The sequence below is a fragment of the Candidatus Contendobacter odensis Run_B_J11 genome (assembly GCF_000531125.1).
In the GTDB taxonomy this organism is placed as follows: Bacteria; Pseudomonadota; Gammaproteobacteria; order Competibacterales; family Competibacteraceae; genus Contendibacter; species Contendibacter odensensis.
In genome coordinates, this window is the sequence record NZ_CBTK010000096.1 from 19,111 (window position 1) to 36,316 (window position 17,206).

Here is a 17,206-nt window from a genome sequence, read left to right on the forward strand (position 1 = left end):
TTCCTCTGCAAGCGGGTGGGTGGGAGCACGGATGCTCGCAACGGGTCGCGGTCAAGGCCGCGCCTACTTGCCTATGCGCCGGTACGCAGTATTTGGATGCAGAGGACGATTTATAAAATATATTAGGTTTCTGTCGGCGATGTTTTCAGCCGGCGTATTGCTTAAAGTCGAAATCCAGTTTAGGTCCAGCTTCAGCGACCATATTGCCCTGGACCAGAGTCACGCCGAACTGCCAGATACTCGCCATCTGTGGCGCAGTGGATACTCCGGCGGCCACCACCCGGGTTTTCAGTTGCTGCGCCTGTTGCGTCAGCAAGGCCATGGATCGGCGACTGTTCTCATCCTTGGCCTTGGCCAGTCGCTCAATCAGACTGCCATCCAGCTTGATGTAGTCCGGCAGCAGTTCCTTCAATAAACGATCCGAATGGGTTTTGCCACCGAAGTGCGACAGGGCCAGCCCACATCCGAGATCGCGCAGACACGCACGAAAGTACCGGGTCTCCTCGAAACATTCGTCCGCGTTATCCTCTTTGACCTCAAGCACCAAGCGGTCTCCCGCCAGCCGGCTTTCCTTGACCCGCTTGATAAACCAGTCCAAAAAATCTTTATCCGTCAGTGAATTCTGCGAAAGCCGCACGAACAAAGTCGGAGAATTGGCAGTGGCTTGCTGAATTTCCATAAGCGCCGTCAGCGTCCGAATCACCGTCCATTTATCCAGAGCGCCCATCAGACCATAGCGCACCGCCACCGCGCCCAGCTTATCCATCGGCTGCGGCTGATCCGCTTCATCCAGGAGTTGCAGGTAAACCTTATAGCGCGCTTCCTCAGCGTTCTCAAAACTCACAATCGGCTGGTAAAACAGGCTCAGCCGCCCCTTGGTCAGGGCGTTTCGAATCAGCCGAATACTGGCTTCATCCTGCTCGCTGATAGCGGCCCTGCCCGACCGTGCCTCTTCCCGGGGAGGGTCGTAGGTCTCGACCTGGTTGCCGCCTTTCTGACGGGCAGCCTCACAGGCACGGTCGGCGTGCGCCAGAATCTGGATAGCGCTATCGTGGCTGTCATGCATCTTGCACAGGCCGATGCAACAGGTCGTCGTAAACAGCTTGCCATTGATTTTGAAACTGTATTCAGCGACCGCCAGACGGATGCGTTCGGCCAGGACGAAAGGGTCGGACGCGGAGTTGGCGGGCACGAAAACCGCGACCACCCCGCTGGCAAAGGTGCCGGCTAGATCTTCGGGCGCCAGCATCCCCTTGATCAGGCCGGCGGCTTCCAGCATGAACCGATCAATGGCCTCGAATCCCAAGGCATAACGGATGGCGGCGTAATCGGTAAGCAGGAGATAGAGCACGGTGCCATCGTGATTGAGTTCCAGGGTTTCGACGAAAAACCGCCGGGTGTACAGCCCGGTGAGATCGTCGAATTTGAGCATGTCTTCGAGCTGCTGGTTATAGGCGCTTTTTTCCGGAGTGACATCCCGAACGATGATCTGGGTGCAGGGTTCATCGTTCATCCGGGTCGGTGCGCATTCGAGCAGGATCGGGAAGGTTTGGCCGTTGCTGCGTACCCCGGACAGTTCGACCGGTTCGACCAGTTTACCAGAGCGGATGCTGCGGCGCAACACGCTCTTCAGCGCATCACGATAGCCCGGCGGCACCATATGAACCAGTTGGATATTCGCCAGATCTTCCTTGCTCTCGTAACCGAACAAGCGGAGATAGGCCGGATTAGCGTAGATGTGGACACCTTCATGAATGTAGGCGAGCGCTTCCTGGATGTGTTCCAACAGCGCCTGGGTGCGGGTCTCGCTTTCCTTGAACCGGGTTTCAAACGATTGTTCGCGCTTGCGCGCCTGTAAGTGGCGCAACTCCTTGCGAACCACCGCCATGAGATGATCGGCATCGTCCAGATGGAAGTAGTTGTCGGCTCCTTCCTCCAGCAAGCGGGCGGGTTTGTGCTGTTGACGGTAGTCATCGTCTACCACCACGATAATCGGAATATCCTGCTTGGTCTCGGCTACCATCAGTCGCAATTCGGCGATGGTGGGTAAATCATCAGCCAGCCGTAGCAGAATCAGATCCAGCGGTTGGTAATCAATAGCGCTGCGGGCTGCTTCAGCCTGATCGGTATCGATCAGTTCGATCTCATAGCCATCACCGCGTAGGGTTTTCGCGATATGGTCAATATCGGATCGAGAGCGATCCACAATAAGCAGATTGATAACGGAAAGCTCAGACACGCACTCCAACCTCTGCGGATGGCCGGGAACCGGCGAGAAAATAAGGTGTTGCCAGTGACGCTACCACACCGGAGTCTTGGCCGGTTGTCCCGGCTGTTCTCGTACCAGTCGGGGTACCAGATAGCCTGGAAGCTGCTGACGTAGCTTTTTCATAATAGCCGATGCTTTGGCATCCTTCACCTCGAAATGAGCCGATCCACGCACCCGGTCGAGCAAATACAGGTAATAGGGCATGACCCGGGCAGCGAACAGTGCCTCACTCAGTTCAGCCAGTGTCGCCGCTGTATCATTGACTCCGCGCAGCAACACCGATTGATTCAGCAAAGTCACACCCGCCGTTGCCAACTGCATCAACGCCGCCTGCACCGCCTCATCCATCTCCCGTGGGTGATTGGCGTGGATCACCAATACGGACTGCAACCGGATTTGGGCCAGCAGCTTCAGCAGGACCTCATCCACCCGCTCGGGCAGCACCACCGGCAGCCGACTGTGAATACGCAAGCGCTTCAGGTGGGGAATCCGATCCAGTGCCGCCAGCAGTACACCCAGGCGCCGGTCGGAGAGCGCCAGCGGATCACCGCCGCTCAAAATCACCTCGCGGATACTGGTATCACTGGCTAGATAGGCCAACGCCGGCTGCCATGAATCGGCATCAGCGCAAACCTCGGCGTAAGGAAATTCGCGGCGGAAGCAATAGCGGCAATGCACCGCACAGACGCCGGTGACGATCAACAGGGCGCGACCCTGATATTTATGCAACACCCCCGGCGCCGCTTGCATCGCCTGGTCACCGACCGGATCGGACACAAAGCCGGGAACCGGTTCGAATTCCGCTGCCAGCGGCAACACTTGCCGTAGCAAAGGATCATCCGGGTCGCCCTTACGCATTCGCGCCACAAAGCCGAGCGGCACCCGCAATGGAAAGGACTTCGCCGCCGTGCGTGCTGCCGGCAGCAGCGCGGGGTCGAGTTCCAATGCCCGCAGCAGTTCAGCGGGATCGTGGATCGCGTGGGCCAATTCCCGTTGCCAACGCGGAACCTGACGCAAAATCGGCTTTACCGTTATCATGTTTTCTTTTTTTGACTCAATTTCTCTAGCTAAGGGTAGGTTTTGCATGGCGACTTATAGTACCAACGAATTCAAAAGCGGGCTGAAGATCATGATGGATGGCGATCCCTACGCCATTGTCGAGAACGAGTTCGTCAAACCCGGCAAGGGTCAGGCGTTTAACCGGGCCAAGGTGCGCAACCTGAAAACCGGGCGGGTTATCGAGCGCACCTTCAAATCGGGCGACAGCGTGGAAGGCGCCGATGTAGTAGATGTAGACCTACAATATCTCTACAACGACGGCGAATACTGGCACTTCATGGATCCGCAGAGCTACGAACAATTGACCGCTGATACCGCAGCCATGGGCGATTCCGCCAAGTGGCTCAAGGAAGAAGCAATCTGCCAGGTGACGCTGTGGAACGGTGTACCGCTGAGCGTAGCTCCACCTAATTTCGTGGTAATGACCATTGTTGAAACCGATCCTGGAGTACGCGGTGATACCTCCGGCGGCGGCGGTAAGCCGGCCACTCTGGAAACCGGCGCCGTGGTCCGGGTGCCGCTGTTTGTTCAGAATGGCGAAGTGATTAAGGTGGATACCCGCACCGGCGAGTACGTCTCCCGGGTCAAGGAATAAAAAGTGCTGCCTCTGGGCTGGAATCTTCGCCGCCTTGGATAAGGAACGGGGTAACCGTGCTGCATTGGTGGAGTTCAAGCGTTCTGATGATCAGGCGTCGGTTACGAATCAAGCCCTACAGCGAGAGTCAAGCATGACACCCTACACGATTGATGACTTGGCCCATGCCGATACCGACCATGCGATCCGGGTCGCTGATCGGGTCTGGTGGGTTGGGCACCGTCAGAACGATGATCCCTTTCAGTGCCACGTCTACCTGATCGAGCAGGGGGATCAGTCGGTGCTGCTGGACCCTGGCTCTCAACTCACCTTTCGCCATACCCTGCGCAAGATTGAAGAGATCATTCCGTTCTCCCACATCCGCTATTTCGTCTGCCACCATTCAGATCCGGACATCACCGGGGCATTGCCGCTGATTGACCAAATGGTCGGGCGCGACAACGCGGTGCTGGTGACTCACTGGCGAACTCAGACCCTGATTAAGCATTATGGTCTGTCGCAGCTACCGTTCTGGTTGGTGGAGGAACACGACTGGAAGCTGCCACTGGTTGATCGTTGCCTGGAGTTCGTGTTCACCCCCTATGCCCATTTTCCCGGCGCGATCTGCACCTTCGATCCCCGCTCGCAGGTGCTGTTTTCCAGCGACCTCTTCGGCGGGCTGACCCCGGAATTTTCGCTGGTGGCCCAGGACGAGCGCTATTTTGAGGCCATGCGCCCGTTTCATGAGCATTACATGCCCAGCCGGGACATTCTCGGCTATGCCTTGCGCGCTATCGAGCGCCATCCCATTCGCCTCATCGCGCCCCAGCACGGATCGATCATTCCTGAACCTCTGGTGGGTTTTATGATCAATCAGTTGAAGACACTGGAGTGCGGGCTGTATCTGATCGCCCACGGCGACACCGATATCCAGCGACTATCCCAGCTTAACCAGACTCTGCGCGACATCACCCAGACCCTGCTGATCTACCGGGATTTCCGCGATATTGCCCACAGTCTGCTGGAAATCACCCAGCGACTGTTGCCCGCGACTTCGCTGGAATTTCACGCTCGACTGGATGGACAGCGGGTATTGCATCTGACGCCGGAAAGCCGCTACAGCGGTATCGAAGCGGAGCCACCCGCGCCAGTGGCTCAGATTCTGAATTTGGACCACAAGCAATGGCACGAATTAAACGTAGCCGGTGCCACTGAGTTCATGCTGGTGAATAACGCGGGCGACTCACCGATCCTGATGCTGCCGCTGTTTGCGCCGGACCAGGGCACCGCGCAAGCGGTGGCTATCATCCATCTGGCCGAACCGGTGGTTTCCACCGACCAACTGCGGCAAATTATCGGGCAGATGAGTGTACCGCTCCAGGTGGCGGTGGAGCGGGAAGTCATTTACCGTCAGATCGATCTGGAGCGGCAACGCATTTATGAGCAGTCGATCCGCGACATCCTGACCGGCTTGTTTACCCGGGTCTATATGCGGGAAGCGGTGCAACGGCTGTGCGATATTCAGGATCGCAGTTCTGTCCATCAGGTGGCGGTGCTAATGTTGGATATTGACCACTTCAAGCGCATCAACGATAGCTACGGTCACAATCAGGGCGACGTAGTGTTGCAGCGGGTGGCGGCAGAAATTCTGGGTACGATCCGTGGCAGCGATATTCCAGTGCGCCTGGGCGGCGAAGAGTTTGCGATCTTTGTCGCCGATGATGAAACGGCCAGCCTCGCTTTGTTTGCCGAGCGGCTGCGGGTACGGATCGCGGCGTTGCGCTTCCTGGCACCGATGACGGATCAGATCGTGACCGTGAGTATTGGTGTCGCTGTCCGCCAGCCACAGGAACCGCTGCTGGATTTGATCCAGCGCGCCGATATGGCGTTGTACGACGCCAAAAATAGCGGTCGCAACCGGGTGCGCCTGGCGCCCGGCACATTGCCGTTGCCCGCAATGCCGGGATAAAACATGCCCTCTCCTCCTCGCAACTGGCGACCGGTCGCTGACGGCGACACCTTGCGCCTGCGCGCCGAACTGCTGGCGAAAACACGGGCGTTCTTCGCGGCGCACGCGGTGCTGGAAGTGGAGACACCGGCGCTGTCAGCGGCGGCCGTTACCGATCCGCACCTGTTCAGTTTCGCTACACCCTATTCGGGACCAGGACCGCGCCACGGCCGGATGCTGTATCTGCACACCTCGCCGGAATTCCCGATGAAACGCTTGCTGGCGGCGGGCAGCGGCTGCATTTATCAAATCGCCAAGGTCTTTCGCGATGGTGAAGCGGGTCGCCGCCACAATCCCGAATTCACCCTGCTGGAATGGTATCGGGTCGGTTTCGATCATCATCAGCTAATGACGGAAGTGGCAGAACTGGTGACGATGCTGCTGACCGGACGGTTGCCGCTGGCGACCGCAGAACGGCTGAGTTATCGCGAGATTTTTCAGCGCCATCTGAAGCTGGATCCGCACCGCGTCAGCGTGACAGAACTAGCACGGTGCGTGGAACAATGCGGTATTTCGATGGTGCCGGGGATGCCGATGGATGACGTTGATCCCTGGCTGGATTTATTGCTGACCCATGGTATCGAATCCCGCTTGGGGCAAGGGCGGCTGAGTTTCATCTACGACTATCCCGCCTCGCAAGCGGCGCTGGCGCGGCTGCGGCCCGGCGATCCGCCGCTGGGCGAGCGATTTGAGCTGTACGTGAACGGCCTTGAACTGGCCAATGGTTTCCACGAACTGGGCGATGCGGGTGAGCAGCGTCGTCGTTTTGAGGCGGAAAATGCAGCGCGAGGAGCGCAAGGACTGCCGGCCATGCCAATGGACGAGAACCTGTTGGCCGCTTTAGAGGCGGGCTTGCCCGATTGCGCCGGGGTGGCGCTAGGCTTTGATCGACTGGTGATGCTGGCGGCAGGCAAGGCGGCGATCCAGGACGTGATCGCTTTTCCGGCCGATAGAGCTTAAACAGCGCTGGAAGTATCAAAATCTGCTCCGCGATCAAGATGATGCGGCCTTGCCGCGATGCTGGGCATTGAACCAGGAACGCACGGCGGCAGATAATAGCGATGCGGGCTGAAAGCCCGGTCCACCTCACCGTCAGCGAAAAGTTTTGCATTCCAGGATCGGTTCCGGTTCTGGCGCCGCCACCGGTTGCTGAATGGACCTCACCCGGCGTTGCGCCAGTTCCGCAGCCCAGTACAGCACTTCCAACCGCCCGTCGGCGTGTTCCACCAAGGCGGTGCAGCTTTCCACCCAGTCGCCGTCATTGGCATACCATGTTCCCTCGATTTCGGTCAGTTCCGCCTTGTGGATATGGCCACAGATAATGCCATCAAAACCCCGGTGCCGAGCCTCGCGGGCGGCGGCGGCCTCGAAACGGGTGATGTAGGCAGCAGCCTGGCCGATACGCAGCTTGAGGAAATTCGCCAGCGACCAGTACGGGTAATTCAGTCGGCGGCGAATCCGATTAGTCCAGCGATTCGCAAAGAGCAGCGCATCGTACATCCAGTCGCCGAAGACGCTGACCAGCCAGCCGCCGCACTTGACCGCACTGTCCAGTTCGTCGCCGTGAGTCACCAGGAACCGCCGACCGTCGGCGGTGCGATGTTCACACTCCGGCAGGATTTCAATCCCGCCGACCCGCAGTCCCAGATAATCACGGGCAACTTCGTCGTGGTTACCCGGAATGTAGACCACTCGCGCTCCTTGCTTAGCCTTGCCCAGTATCGTCTTAATGACGCGGCCATGCGCCGTCGGCCAGCGCCCGCCTTGGCGCAGGTTCCAGAAATCGATCAGATCGCCGACCAGATACAGTTGCTCGCAATCTGTGGTTTCCAGAAAATCCAGCAGAAATTCCGCTTTGCAGTCCTTAAAGCCCAAATGAACATCGGAGACCCAAATGGATCGGAAGTGGTTCGGCTGCATACATCCGCCTCGCGTCAGCGTCAATGACGATAGGCAGCAGAATCTGCTGGAACAGCATGAATATTAGATAATAACGGCGTGAATTCTTGGTAACACGCACAGCAACGCCGGTGTGGCTTCAACCCATGATGTTGTAGCCGCCATCCATGTACAACACCTCACCGGTGATAATTTTGGCAAACTCGCAGGCCAGCGCGGCGGTGGCAATGCCCACCTGATCCGGGGTCACCAGCGATTGGGTCGGGGCGCGCTCCTTGGTGTGATTCAGCAGTTCATCGAAGCGATCAATACCGGATGCGGCGCGGGTCATCACCGGCCCCGGTGAAACGATATTGACCCGGATGCCCTTCGGTCCCAGTTCAGCAGCCAGGTATTTCGCCGTAGTTTCCAGGGCAGCCTTGGCTGTACCCATAATTCCGTAATGGGGCACCACTTTCTCGCCACCGAAGTAGCTGAGCGTCAGCACCGCGCCGCCCTCTTTCTCCATGAGCGGCTCGGCCAGATGGGTCATCCGGATCAGCGACCAGACCGAAACTTCCATGGTGGACAGGAATCCTGGCAGCGAACAGTCAGTGACTCGACCGTGCAGATCTTCCCTGGGACTGAAGGCAATCGAGTGCAGCAGCACATTCAGCTTGCCCCAGTGTTCTTCGACGGCCTTGAACACTTCTTCCATCTGACCAGGTTCGCGTACATCGCACGGCAGGTAGAGTTCGGGCGGAACTTGCAGCGCATCCGCCAGCACTTGGGTATAGGAGCGGCTCTTTTCGTTCAGGTAGGTCATCGCTACCTCGGCGCCGAAGGCTCGGAAGGCCCGAGCGCAACCGTAGGCAATGGAATCCTTGTTGGCTACGCCGATGACCAGCGCTTTCTTGCCCGCCAAGGGCAAACCCGGCGGATTCATCGGTTGCAGCGCGGGATCATTGGGATCAATCAGGGTTGCCATGAGAATTCTCCATTATTAGTTAAGGGAAATTGCATTCTACCGTTTCAACAGTAAAGCCGATATGCTCGCACTGTTTATAACCAGAAGGAAAAGAACAAAGTCATGATCAACCGCATCGGTGATCATCTACGCAATCTGCCGCAATACCTGCTGCCGCAACGGCTATTGACCCGCCTGATTTATCGGCTGACACGAATTCAAACGCCTTGGTTCAAAAAGGCGCTGATTCGCGGGTTCGCTCAGCACTTCCGGGTCAATCTGGCCGAAGCGCTGGAAGCGGAACCGGGCGCCTATCCCGATTTCAACGCCTTCTTCACCCGCGCGCTCAAGCCCGGCGCACGACCGATAGCTTCAGGTGATCGGGCCGTGTGTTGTCCGGTGGACGGCGCAGTGAGTCAAATTGGCGTTGCCCAGGCTGATACCCTGCTGCAAGCCAAAGGACAGACCTTTTCGCTGACCGCACTGTTAGGCGGCGATTCGGAACGGGCGCGACCGTTTCGGGGTGGAGCCTTTGCCACGCTGTATCTGTCGCCACGTGATTACCACCGGATTCACTTGCCCTTGGCGGGGCGCTTGCGGGAGATGGTGCATATTCCCGGCGCGCTGTTCAGCGTGTCGCCACTGACCACGCGGGTAGTGCCGGAACTCTTTGCCCGTAACGAACGGGTTGCAACACTGTTCGACACCCCGGCGGGGCCAATGGCGCTGGTGCTGGTGGGGGCGATCAATGTGGCGTCGATTGAAACAGTGTGGGCGGGAGTGATCACACCGCCATTGGGTAACACCATCCGGCATTGGAACTATCCATCGCAGGGCGCGGGTGCCGTGTCACTCGATAAAGGCGCGGAAATGGGTCGCTTTAACATGGGATCGACCGTGATTCTGCTATTTGGGCCAGAGGCGGTGCGCTGGGAATCCGCATTTCAGGCCGGAACCACGGTGCAGATGGGGCAATACTTGGGAACAGTGCTTTGATCGGCCCACTCACTGCAACAGCTTCACCGCCGCTCCCAACGGGCAGGCGTGAATAGCAGCCGTCAACAGTGAAATCACTGCGCCGCGTGGGAAACTTTTGCGCCAGGCCAGCGCCACCACCCGGGCCGGCGCCGGTTCCACAAACGGGCGGACACTGAGCAAATCACCGGCATGGGCATAACCGCTGACCGAGGTATAGGGCAACACCGTGATGCCGACTCCGGTCGCCACCATCAGCCGAATCGTTTCCAGTGAACTGCCTTCCAGCGTTCGCCGCATCGTCCCCAACGCCGTATTGACCCGGTTACACTCCGGGCAGAACCGCAACACCTGGTCACGGAAGCAATGACCCGGCCCCAACAGCAGCAAGTCCTGTTGCGCCAAAGTTGGTGCATCAATACTCGCGACCCGTTCCAGCGAATGACCGGTCGGCATCAGCACCACGAACGGTTCTTCGTACACTGCTTTCGTCAGTACACCCGACTCTTCAAACGGCAGTGACAGAATCAGCACGTCCAGTTCCCCGTCCTTGAGCCGCTCGCTCAATACTGCCGTGTAGTTTTCCTCGATCTGCAACGGCATATCCGGCGCACGGCGATGGAGCCGTGGGATCAGATGTGGCAACAGGTAAGGGCCAATGGTGTAAATCACCCCCAGCCGCAACATCCCGGCCAGTTCGTCCTGACCTTGAGCGGCAATCTGCCGGACCGTCGCCGCCTCGTCCAGCACCCGTCGCGCCTGCTCAACAATGCGCTGACCGACCGGCGTGATCGTCACTTCGCCAGAACCGCGCTCAAATAGAATAACGCCCAGTTCCTCTTCCAGCTTGCGCACCGCGATACTCAGCGACGGCTGACTGATATGACACCCTTCGGCGGCACGGCCAAAATGCCGCTCGCGAGCGACGGCGACGATGTAACGCAATTCGTTGAGAGTCATGGCGATACCGCTGATTGAGGACTGGATTCAGACCGGCGCTGCGACCCGGCTGCATGGACACTTGGCGCGTTTGCGTGTAAGTTTACGAGCGATTTTATGCACCCGCTGGCGGCTTTCTCCCGCCGCCGCGCACTCCCCCACTTCAGCACGCTGTGGAACCCACAACAACACGTTAAGGAGGGCTTATGGCCTACAAGCATATTCGCATTCCCACGGTCGGCGAGAAAATTACGGTTCAGGACGGCAAGCTGCACGTTCCCGATCAACCTATTGTTGGTTTCGTGGAAGGCGACGGCATCGGTCCCGACATCACCAAAGCCTCGCTGCGGGTGTGGGATGCGGCGGTTGAAGAAGCCTACGCCGGTCAGCGCAAAATTCACTGGTGCGAAATTTATCTGGGCGAAAAAGCAGCGGAGATTTATGAGGGCAACTACTTCCCGGATGAAACCCTGGAAGCGATCAAGGAACTGGTGGTTGCCATTAAGGGGCCGTTGACTACCCCGGTGGGCGGCGGCTTCCGCTCGCTGAACGTGGCGTTGCGCCAAGACCTCGACCTTTATGCCTGTGTCCGCCCCGTCCGCTATTACCCCGGCGTACCGTCGCCGGTGCGCTTCCCGGAGAAGGTGGACGTGGTGATCTTCCGCGAGAACACCGAGGACGTCTACGCCGGTATCGAATACAAATCCGGCTCGCCCGAAAACATCAAGCTGGCCAAGTTTCTGCGTGAAGAAATGGGCGCGACCTTCTTCGACGCCGCCGGTCTCGGCATCAAGCCGATCTCGCCGTTTGCCTCCAAGCGGCTGGTGCGCAAAGCCATCCAGTACGCGATTGACCACAACCGCGACAGTGTGACCCTGGTGCATAAGGGCAACATCATGAAGTTCACGGAAGGCGCCTTCCGTAACTGGGGTTACGAACTGGCGCGCGATGAATTCCCGGATCAGACCATCACCGAAAACGAACTGTACAGCATCCACGGCGGCAAACAGCCGCCCGGCAAGATTGTGATTAAGGATCGGATCGCCGACATTATTTTCCAGTTGTTGCAACTGCGACCGGAAGAATTCTCGGTGCTGGCGACCATGAACCTGAATGGTGACTACCTCTCCGACGCGGTGGCGGCGGAAGTGGGCGGCATTGGCATCGCGCCCGGTGCCAACATGGCTGACCATGTGGCCGTGTTCGAGGCGACCCACGGCACTGCGCCCAAGTACGCCAATCTGGATAAGGTTAACCCCGGTTCGCTGCTGCTGTCCGGGGTGATGATGCTGGAGTACATGGGCTGGAAGGAAGCCGCTGAGCTGATCGAAACCGCCCTGACCCAAGTGATCGCCGACAAGACCGTGACCTACGACTTTGCCCGGCAGATGGAAGGTGGCACCGAGGTTCCCACCAGCAAATTCGCTGATCTGATCATCGTTAAAATCAAGGAATATGGCCCGGTCCTGCGCGAGGAAGCGGCCCGCCGTCGCCGCGCCCAGGAGGAAGCGCGCAAGGTGCTGGAAGCCGCCCGTGTCGCCGATCCGTTGCAGGCGATGATCGCATCCGGTCGCTTGCCCGGCACCGTAGGCGGCATCATGGCGCCGGTGGTCAGCGTCAAGAACGACGAAATGGTCAACGTCGCCATGCATCTGATGATCGAAAAGGGTGTGAACGCGGTGATGGTCGAGCCGGACGCCAGCGGGCAATGGGGCATCATGACCGACCGCGACGTGCTGAAGAAAATCATCAGCGTCAATCGCTCGCCAGCGCGGGTGCAAGTGAGCGAAGTCACCACCCGCCCACTGGTGACGGTCAAGCGGGAAATGTCGCTGGCCGAAGCGTCGCAGCGCATGGCTGAGGCCAATGTGCGCCGGGTGGTGGTCGAGATGGACAGCAAACCGGTCGGCATGGTCACCGACAACGATCTGTTCCGCGCCGTGGAAGTGTTCGGCTGGGGGCCTGACGTCTGATCCCGCCCGGCTGACCCCTGGAAGCCATCGCGGTGTTCGCGCTACGACCCACTCGGTCGGGCGGGAACACCGCTTTTTTGTAGTCAGGACTTTCGCTAATAAACCGGGTGTCGTCATACCCGTGAAAACGGGTATCCAATCTTTTCGGCGAGTTACTGGATTCCCGCTGGCGCGGGAATGACGGAAAGCGAAAGTTTTGAATGGTATTAGGAAATGCCAGCACTGAAACATCCCCTACTCCGCCACCGGCGCATCGGCTACGGATTGGCGGCATTGGTAATCATCACCAGCGTCCTGCTGGCGTTGGATGGAATATTGCCGCCGCCATTGGACCGCGCCCGCCAGACTTCAACCTTGGTGCTGGACGCGCAGGGTCGCATGTTGCGCGCTTTTACCACGCCACCGGGAGTATGGCGGCTGTCGGCCCGGTCGGACGAGGTAGACCCGCTGTATTTGCGGATGCTGCTGGCCTACGAAGATCAACGCTTTGAACTTCATCCCGGCGTGGACCCGCTGGCGGTAGTGCGGGCGCTGGGACAGTGGTGCAGTCAGGGCCGAATCGTGTCAGGCGCCTCGACCCTGACCATGCAAGCCGCTCGCCTGCTGGAACCGCATCCGCGCACGATGAGCGGCAAGTTCGGGGAAATGCTGCGCGCCCTGCAACTGGAGCAGCGTTACCGCAAGGCGGAGATTCTCGATTTTTACCTGACGCTGGCGCCTTACGGCGGCAATCTGGAGGGGGTGCGCGCCGCCGCGCTCGCCTGGTTCGGCAAGGAACCGACTCGGTTAACCCCGTCAGAAGCCGCGCTGCTGGTGGTGCTGCCGCAAGCACCGTCGCGGCTGCGCCCGGATCGTTTCCCCGAACGGGCGCGGGCGGCGCGTGACAAGGTGCTGTTGCGGATGGCTCAGCTTGCGATCCTGAGTGAGCAGCAGGTGATCGAAGCCCGCCAGGAACTGTTACCGACCCATTTGCGATCTTTGCCCTTCCTCGCCCCACATCTCGCTGAACGGCTGCGAACCACGCAACCGGCCACCGTCATCCATCGAACTTTTATCGAGCGGGGCTTGCAACACACCCTGGAAACGCTGGCCCGCCAACAGCAATCCACGCTGGAATTAAATAGCAGTTTGGCAATTCTGGTCGTCGCCAACCGTGACCGGCGGGTGCTGGCCTACGTCGGCGCCAGCGACTTCCACGACTCGCGCCGCGCCGGCCAAGTGGATCTGGTTCGGGCGGTGCGCTCACCGGGTTCAACCCTGAAACCGCTGGTGTACGGTCTGGGCTTCGACGATCTGCTGATTCACCCGGAAACCCTGATCGAGGATGTGCCCACCCGGTTTGGCGATTACAGCCCGACCAATTTCCGCAATACCTATGCCGGGCAACTGACGGTGCGCGAGGCGCTGCAACAGTCCTTGAATATCCCGGCAGTAGCAATCCTGGAGCAGGTCGGGCCGGCGCGGGTAGCGGCGCGACTGCGCGAGGTCGGGTTGCCGTTGCATTGGAGCAAAGCGCATCCGCAGCCGGGGTTACCGCTGGTGCTGGGCGGAGTGGGGATGACGCTGGAGGAGTTGGTGACGTTGTATGTGGGCTTCGCCAATGGCGGACTTATCGCGCCGTTGTGGTTCAGTCCCACCGATCCCGCTGGGTCAGAGCAGCGCTTGTTGACGGAAACCGCCTGCTGGTATCTCGGCGAGATTCTGCGCAGCGCACCGGTGCCGCAAAACGTGGTCGGGCCGGCCAGCGTGGCTCGCCCCCGCGTCATCGCCCATAAAACCGGCACATCCTATGGCTTCCGCGATGCCTGGGCGCTGGGTTACGACGCCGATTACACCGTGGGGGTCTGGGTCGGGCGACCGGACGGTTCCCCCAGTCCCGGCTATTACGGCCGCAATACCGCTGCGCCGCTGCTGTTTCGGGTGTTCGGGCTGTTGCCGGAACCGGCGGGCCAACCGGTCGCGCCGCCGCCGGACGCAGTGCTGCGGGTTCAGCGCGAGCAGTTGCCGGAACGGCTGCGCTATTTCCGTACCCGCCCGGCGCGGGAAACGGTTAACGCGCCGCCGCTGACGCTCACTTTTCCGGTGGCCGGATCGACGGTGGAACTGCCGGAGCGTGATGGGGTATGGGCGGAGCTGCCGCTGTCGGCGAAAGGTGGCGTCAAGCCGCTGCACTGGCTGGTGAATGGCCGCCCGCTGGCAGCAGCACCGTGGCGGCGGGAGGCGTTTTGGCAACCGGACGGCGCAGGGTCGGCACGGATCACGGTGCTGGATCAGGTGGGTCAAGCCGCCAGCGCCGAAGTATGGATCAGCCGGGGGGAATAACCCGGATGTCAGCCAATCAACCCTGAGCGGGAAAAAACGCCTGAGCCAATGTTCGTTGAATTTGCGAATTTTGGCGACAGGACTGGACGGTCATACCTCTCTGGAATCGTAGGGGGGCATCTGCTAGACTTTTTTCTCATAAGCACAACAACGAGGATTTTGTATCTGGTTGCGCTGCTGTTGTGGCTGGCCGGAGGCAAAGCGCGACTCAAGGCGGAAGTCGCACGCCGGGTCGAATTGATCCGGCAGAGTTGCCGTTCCATCAACCGCTGCTGAATGTCCTTCGCTCGGTTCACGGGCTGGAAGCCGGTGGCGGTGATCCGCCATCCAGTCTGGCAGACGGGTACTGACCCCGCTGCGGTTTGTCAGGATTTTTTACACCGATTTCCGGGCATTTTGGCGGGTTCGGGGCGCGGAGAAAGGAGATATTTTTTATAACTTATTGAAGTTAAAAATCTTATAGGTTAATTGTTACTATTCTGTATAGTCAGAAAATTTTACAGCTACTGGGTAGCATTGGGCCGATTGTTTTTGGTATCTTATTGATGACTAATCCTTATAAATTTTTGGCTCGTTTAATGCTTTGTTTTCTGAATAATTACCCTACGCAGCGATAGCCAAGGACTCCAATGATTTTTACCCCCCCCCATTGTAACAAAAATGTAGCGGATTTTGGTCGCTCTTCGGTTTTCGCCGCCGCGTTGGCGGCTTTTTTGTGGGCCGGCCCCATGCCCGCCCACGCCACCACGCTCCAATTTAGCCTCAATACCGCTGCTCTGAACGGCAAGGCGGCGAGTTTGGCCTTCGATTTCATCGGCAACGATGGCCTAACAAGCAACAATACCGTCGTTGTCAGCAATTTTTACACTAGCGGAACGCTCGGAAATAACAGCTTCTCTGACGGTATTACCGTGACCCATCCCAGCCCGCCCGCCCCGTTCCCCGTCACCCTGACCGATAGCAGTTTCTTCAACGAATTCCTTGATGCACTTGGCGGCTTGCTCAATCGCCCAGTCATAGCCTAAACCGACAATGAGCGGGGCCATTTCGGCATAGGACCATTTTAAGACAAACGCATGGTCACGGAATGTATGCTCCATCACCTCACGCCCACCATGCCAAGCAGATATTCGCGAGTTGTAATCAATAAACTTATCCAGTGCCAGCGCCAAATACCCAAACGCTGCCCGCACTAATTCGCTCAATTCGCCAGATTGATGTTCCTCGTCCAGCAATTCCAGGAAAATTGGTCCTGTAAATTTTCCTGTGATGGCGAGGGTTAGCAGCGTCAGGCTAAGGCGTTGACTGCATCTAACCTATTGATCCAACCAAGTGATATTCATTTTACCTGCCTGCCCCACAATTCCGATCACAGGAAAATTTACAGGAGGGGAAAATTTCCACGCTTGTCCCGTGGCAAAGCAATTGCCGGGGCGAAAACATATTGCGCCAGTAATACATTCCATACATTAGACATTATCAGAAACATAAGGAACCGAATAAAAATAAATATTTAACATGTTGAAAAATAACAGCTTAATTAAAATTCTAATCTAATGCTCTTATTGTTTCTGATAATGTCTATTCTATGGCCGCGATCATAGTTTGTTGGATCAGTAATCGCCTCACTCGGCATATAATCCAGCGCCTCCCATGCCGGCATTTTCTCCGCCAATCGTGCTGTAATTACTGCACTGTTATCGTCTTCCGGGCGTGGGGCACGATAACCACGTTCCCATTTTTCACGGGGCTTGCCCGTTTTGGTGCGGGTCACGATGCGGCGCTTGAAAACCACGGTGAAAAGCTGTTCGCCCATTGCTCCAGCTTGGGCTTGTTTCTTAATTTCCACGCCGTCCACAGTTCGCCCACAACCCGGATAAGGACAAGTCGCATCACCGCCTTTGACCGTGCCAGCAGATTGTTCCTTGACGCTGTGGACAATTTCAAATTTGCAATGATGGGTCACTGGGGTGGGTTTCAGCCGAACGCCAGTGCCATCGGGAGCCAATCGCCAATTCGGTGATAGTGGAATCACCCCTTCACAATACGGGCAGGTGATGGTTCGCGCCCAGAGATAACCTAAAACCTGTGCATCTTCTGGTTCGTGTGGAAAAATCCCTTGAAAACGTGGCTCTGCCAGTTCCACAAAGCGCTTGGTGATATGTTGAAACTCTTTTAACACCAATGGTTCGGACAGTTTTCTCTAACTTATTGATATGAATAGGGAGCCTTCGGTAGGGTA

General features: G+C 58.2%; 13 protein-coding genes. 6 read left to right on the forward strand and 7 right to left on the reverse strand.

What is annotated here, in order from left to right; translation table 11 throughout:
* Positions 1–145: 145 nt before the first annotated feature.
* Positions 146–2,239: an EAL domain-containing response regulator gene (locus BN874_RS07745; RefSeq protein ID WP_034431900.1), complete on the reverse strand. Its 2,094-nt coding sequence runs from the start codon at positions 2,237–2,239 to the stop codon at positions 146–148.
* A 60-nt stretch (positions 2,240–2,299) separates the two neighbouring features.
* A complete protein-coding gene (gene epmB, locus BN874_RS07750; protein ID WP_034431901.1) occupies positions 2,300–3,307 on the reverse strand; it encodes an EF-P beta-lysylation protein EpmB in 1,008 nt (335 codons plus the stop codon).
* 46 nt (positions 3,308–3,353) lie between these two features.
* Between epmB and efp the strand changes: the two genes are divergently transcribed.
* The 3 genes from efp (at position 3,354) to epmA (ending at position 6,870) form a co-directional block, all read left to right on the forward strand.
* The gene (gene efp, locus BN874_RS07755; protein WP_034431902.1) at positions 3,354–3,923 is read left to right on the forward strand and encodes an elongation factor P; all 570 of its coding nucleotides are present in this window, start codon (positions 3,354–3,356) and stop codon (positions 3,921–3,923) included.
* Between the two features lie 133 nt (positions 3,924–4,056).
* Positions 4,057–5,871, forward strand: a complete 1,815-nt coding sequence (locus BN874_RS07760) for an oxygen-binding di-iron domain-containing protein (protein ID WP_051497570.1) — start codon at positions 4,057–4,059, stop codon at positions 5,869–5,871.
* Between the two features lie 3 nt (positions 5,872–5,874).
* Entirely contained in the window at positions 5,875–6,870 is a 996-nt protein-coding gene (gene epmA / locus BN874_RS07765) for an EF-P lysine aminoacylase EpmA (protein ID WP_034431903.1), read from the forward strand.
* A 132-nt stretch (positions 6,871–7,002) separates the two neighbouring features.
* On the opposite strand, the gene BN874_RS07770 is transcribed toward epmA, so the two are convergent.
* Both BN874_RS07770 and fabI read right to left on the reverse strand, forming a co-directional pair.
* The gene (locus tag BN874_RS07770; protein ID WP_034431904.1) at positions 7,003–7,830 is read right to left on the reverse strand and encodes a UDP-2,3-diacylglucosamine diphosphatase; all 828 of its coding nucleotides are present in this window, start codon (positions 7,828–7,830) and stop codon (positions 7,003–7,005) included.
* 118 nt (positions 7,831–7,948) lie between these two features.
* The gene (fabI, locus tag BN874_RS07775; protein WP_034431921.1) at positions 7,949–8,734 is read right to left on the reverse strand and encodes an enoyl-ACP reductase FabI; all 786 of its coding nucleotides are present in this window, start codon (positions 8,732–8,734) and stop codon (positions 7,949–7,951) included.
* A 144-nt stretch (positions 8,735–8,878) separates the two neighbouring features.
* Between fabI and asd the strand changes: the two genes are divergently transcribed.
* A complete protein-coding gene (gene asd, locus BN874_RS07780) occupies positions 8,879–9,751 on the forward strand; it encodes an archaetidylserine decarboxylase (RefSeq protein ID WP_034431905.1) in 873 nt (290 codons plus the stop codon).
* 9 nt (positions 9,752–9,760) lie between these two features.
* Here asd and BN874_RS07785 read toward each other — a convergent pair whose 3' ends face one another.
* Positions 9,761–10,690 (reverse strand): hydrogen peroxide-inducible genes activator, encoded by a 930-nt coding sequence (locus BN874_RS07785; protein WP_034431906.1) that lies wholly within the window; start codon positions 10,688–10,690, stop codon positions 9,761–9,763.
* Positions 10,691–10,875: 185 nt separating this feature from the next.
* On the opposite strand from BN874_RS07785, the gene icd reads away from it, so the two are divergent.
* Entirely contained in the window at positions 10,876–12,642 is a 1,767-nt protein-coding gene (icd, locus tag BN874_RS07790) for an isocitrate dehydrogenase (NADP(+)) (RefSeq protein ID WP_034431907.1), read from the forward strand.
* Between the two features lie 213 nt (positions 12,643–12,855).
* Positions 12,856–14,964, forward strand: a complete 2,109-nt coding sequence (gene pbpC / locus BN874_RS07795) for a penicillin-binding protein 1C (protein WP_081756227.1) — start codon at positions 12,856–12,858, stop codon at positions 14,962–14,964.
* A gap of 827 nt (positions 14,965–15,791) precedes the next feature.
* On the opposite strand, the gene BN874_RS24355 is transcribed toward pbpC, so the two are convergent.
* Both BN874_RS24355 and BN874_RS07805 read right to left on the reverse strand, forming a co-directional pair.
* On the reverse strand, positions 15,792–16,199 hold the full coding sequence (locus tag BN874_RS24355) for a hypothetical protein (protein ID WP_154724802.1): 408 nt from the start codon (positions 16,197–16,199) through the stop codon (positions 15,792–15,794).
* Between the two features lie 305 nt (positions 16,200–16,504).
* On the reverse strand, positions 16,505–17,146 hold the full coding sequence (locus BN874_RS07805) for a hypothetical protein (protein WP_154724803.1): 642 nt from the start codon (positions 17,144–17,146) through the stop codon (positions 16,505–16,507).
* Between the last annotated feature and the right edge of the window lie 60 nt (positions 17,147–17,206).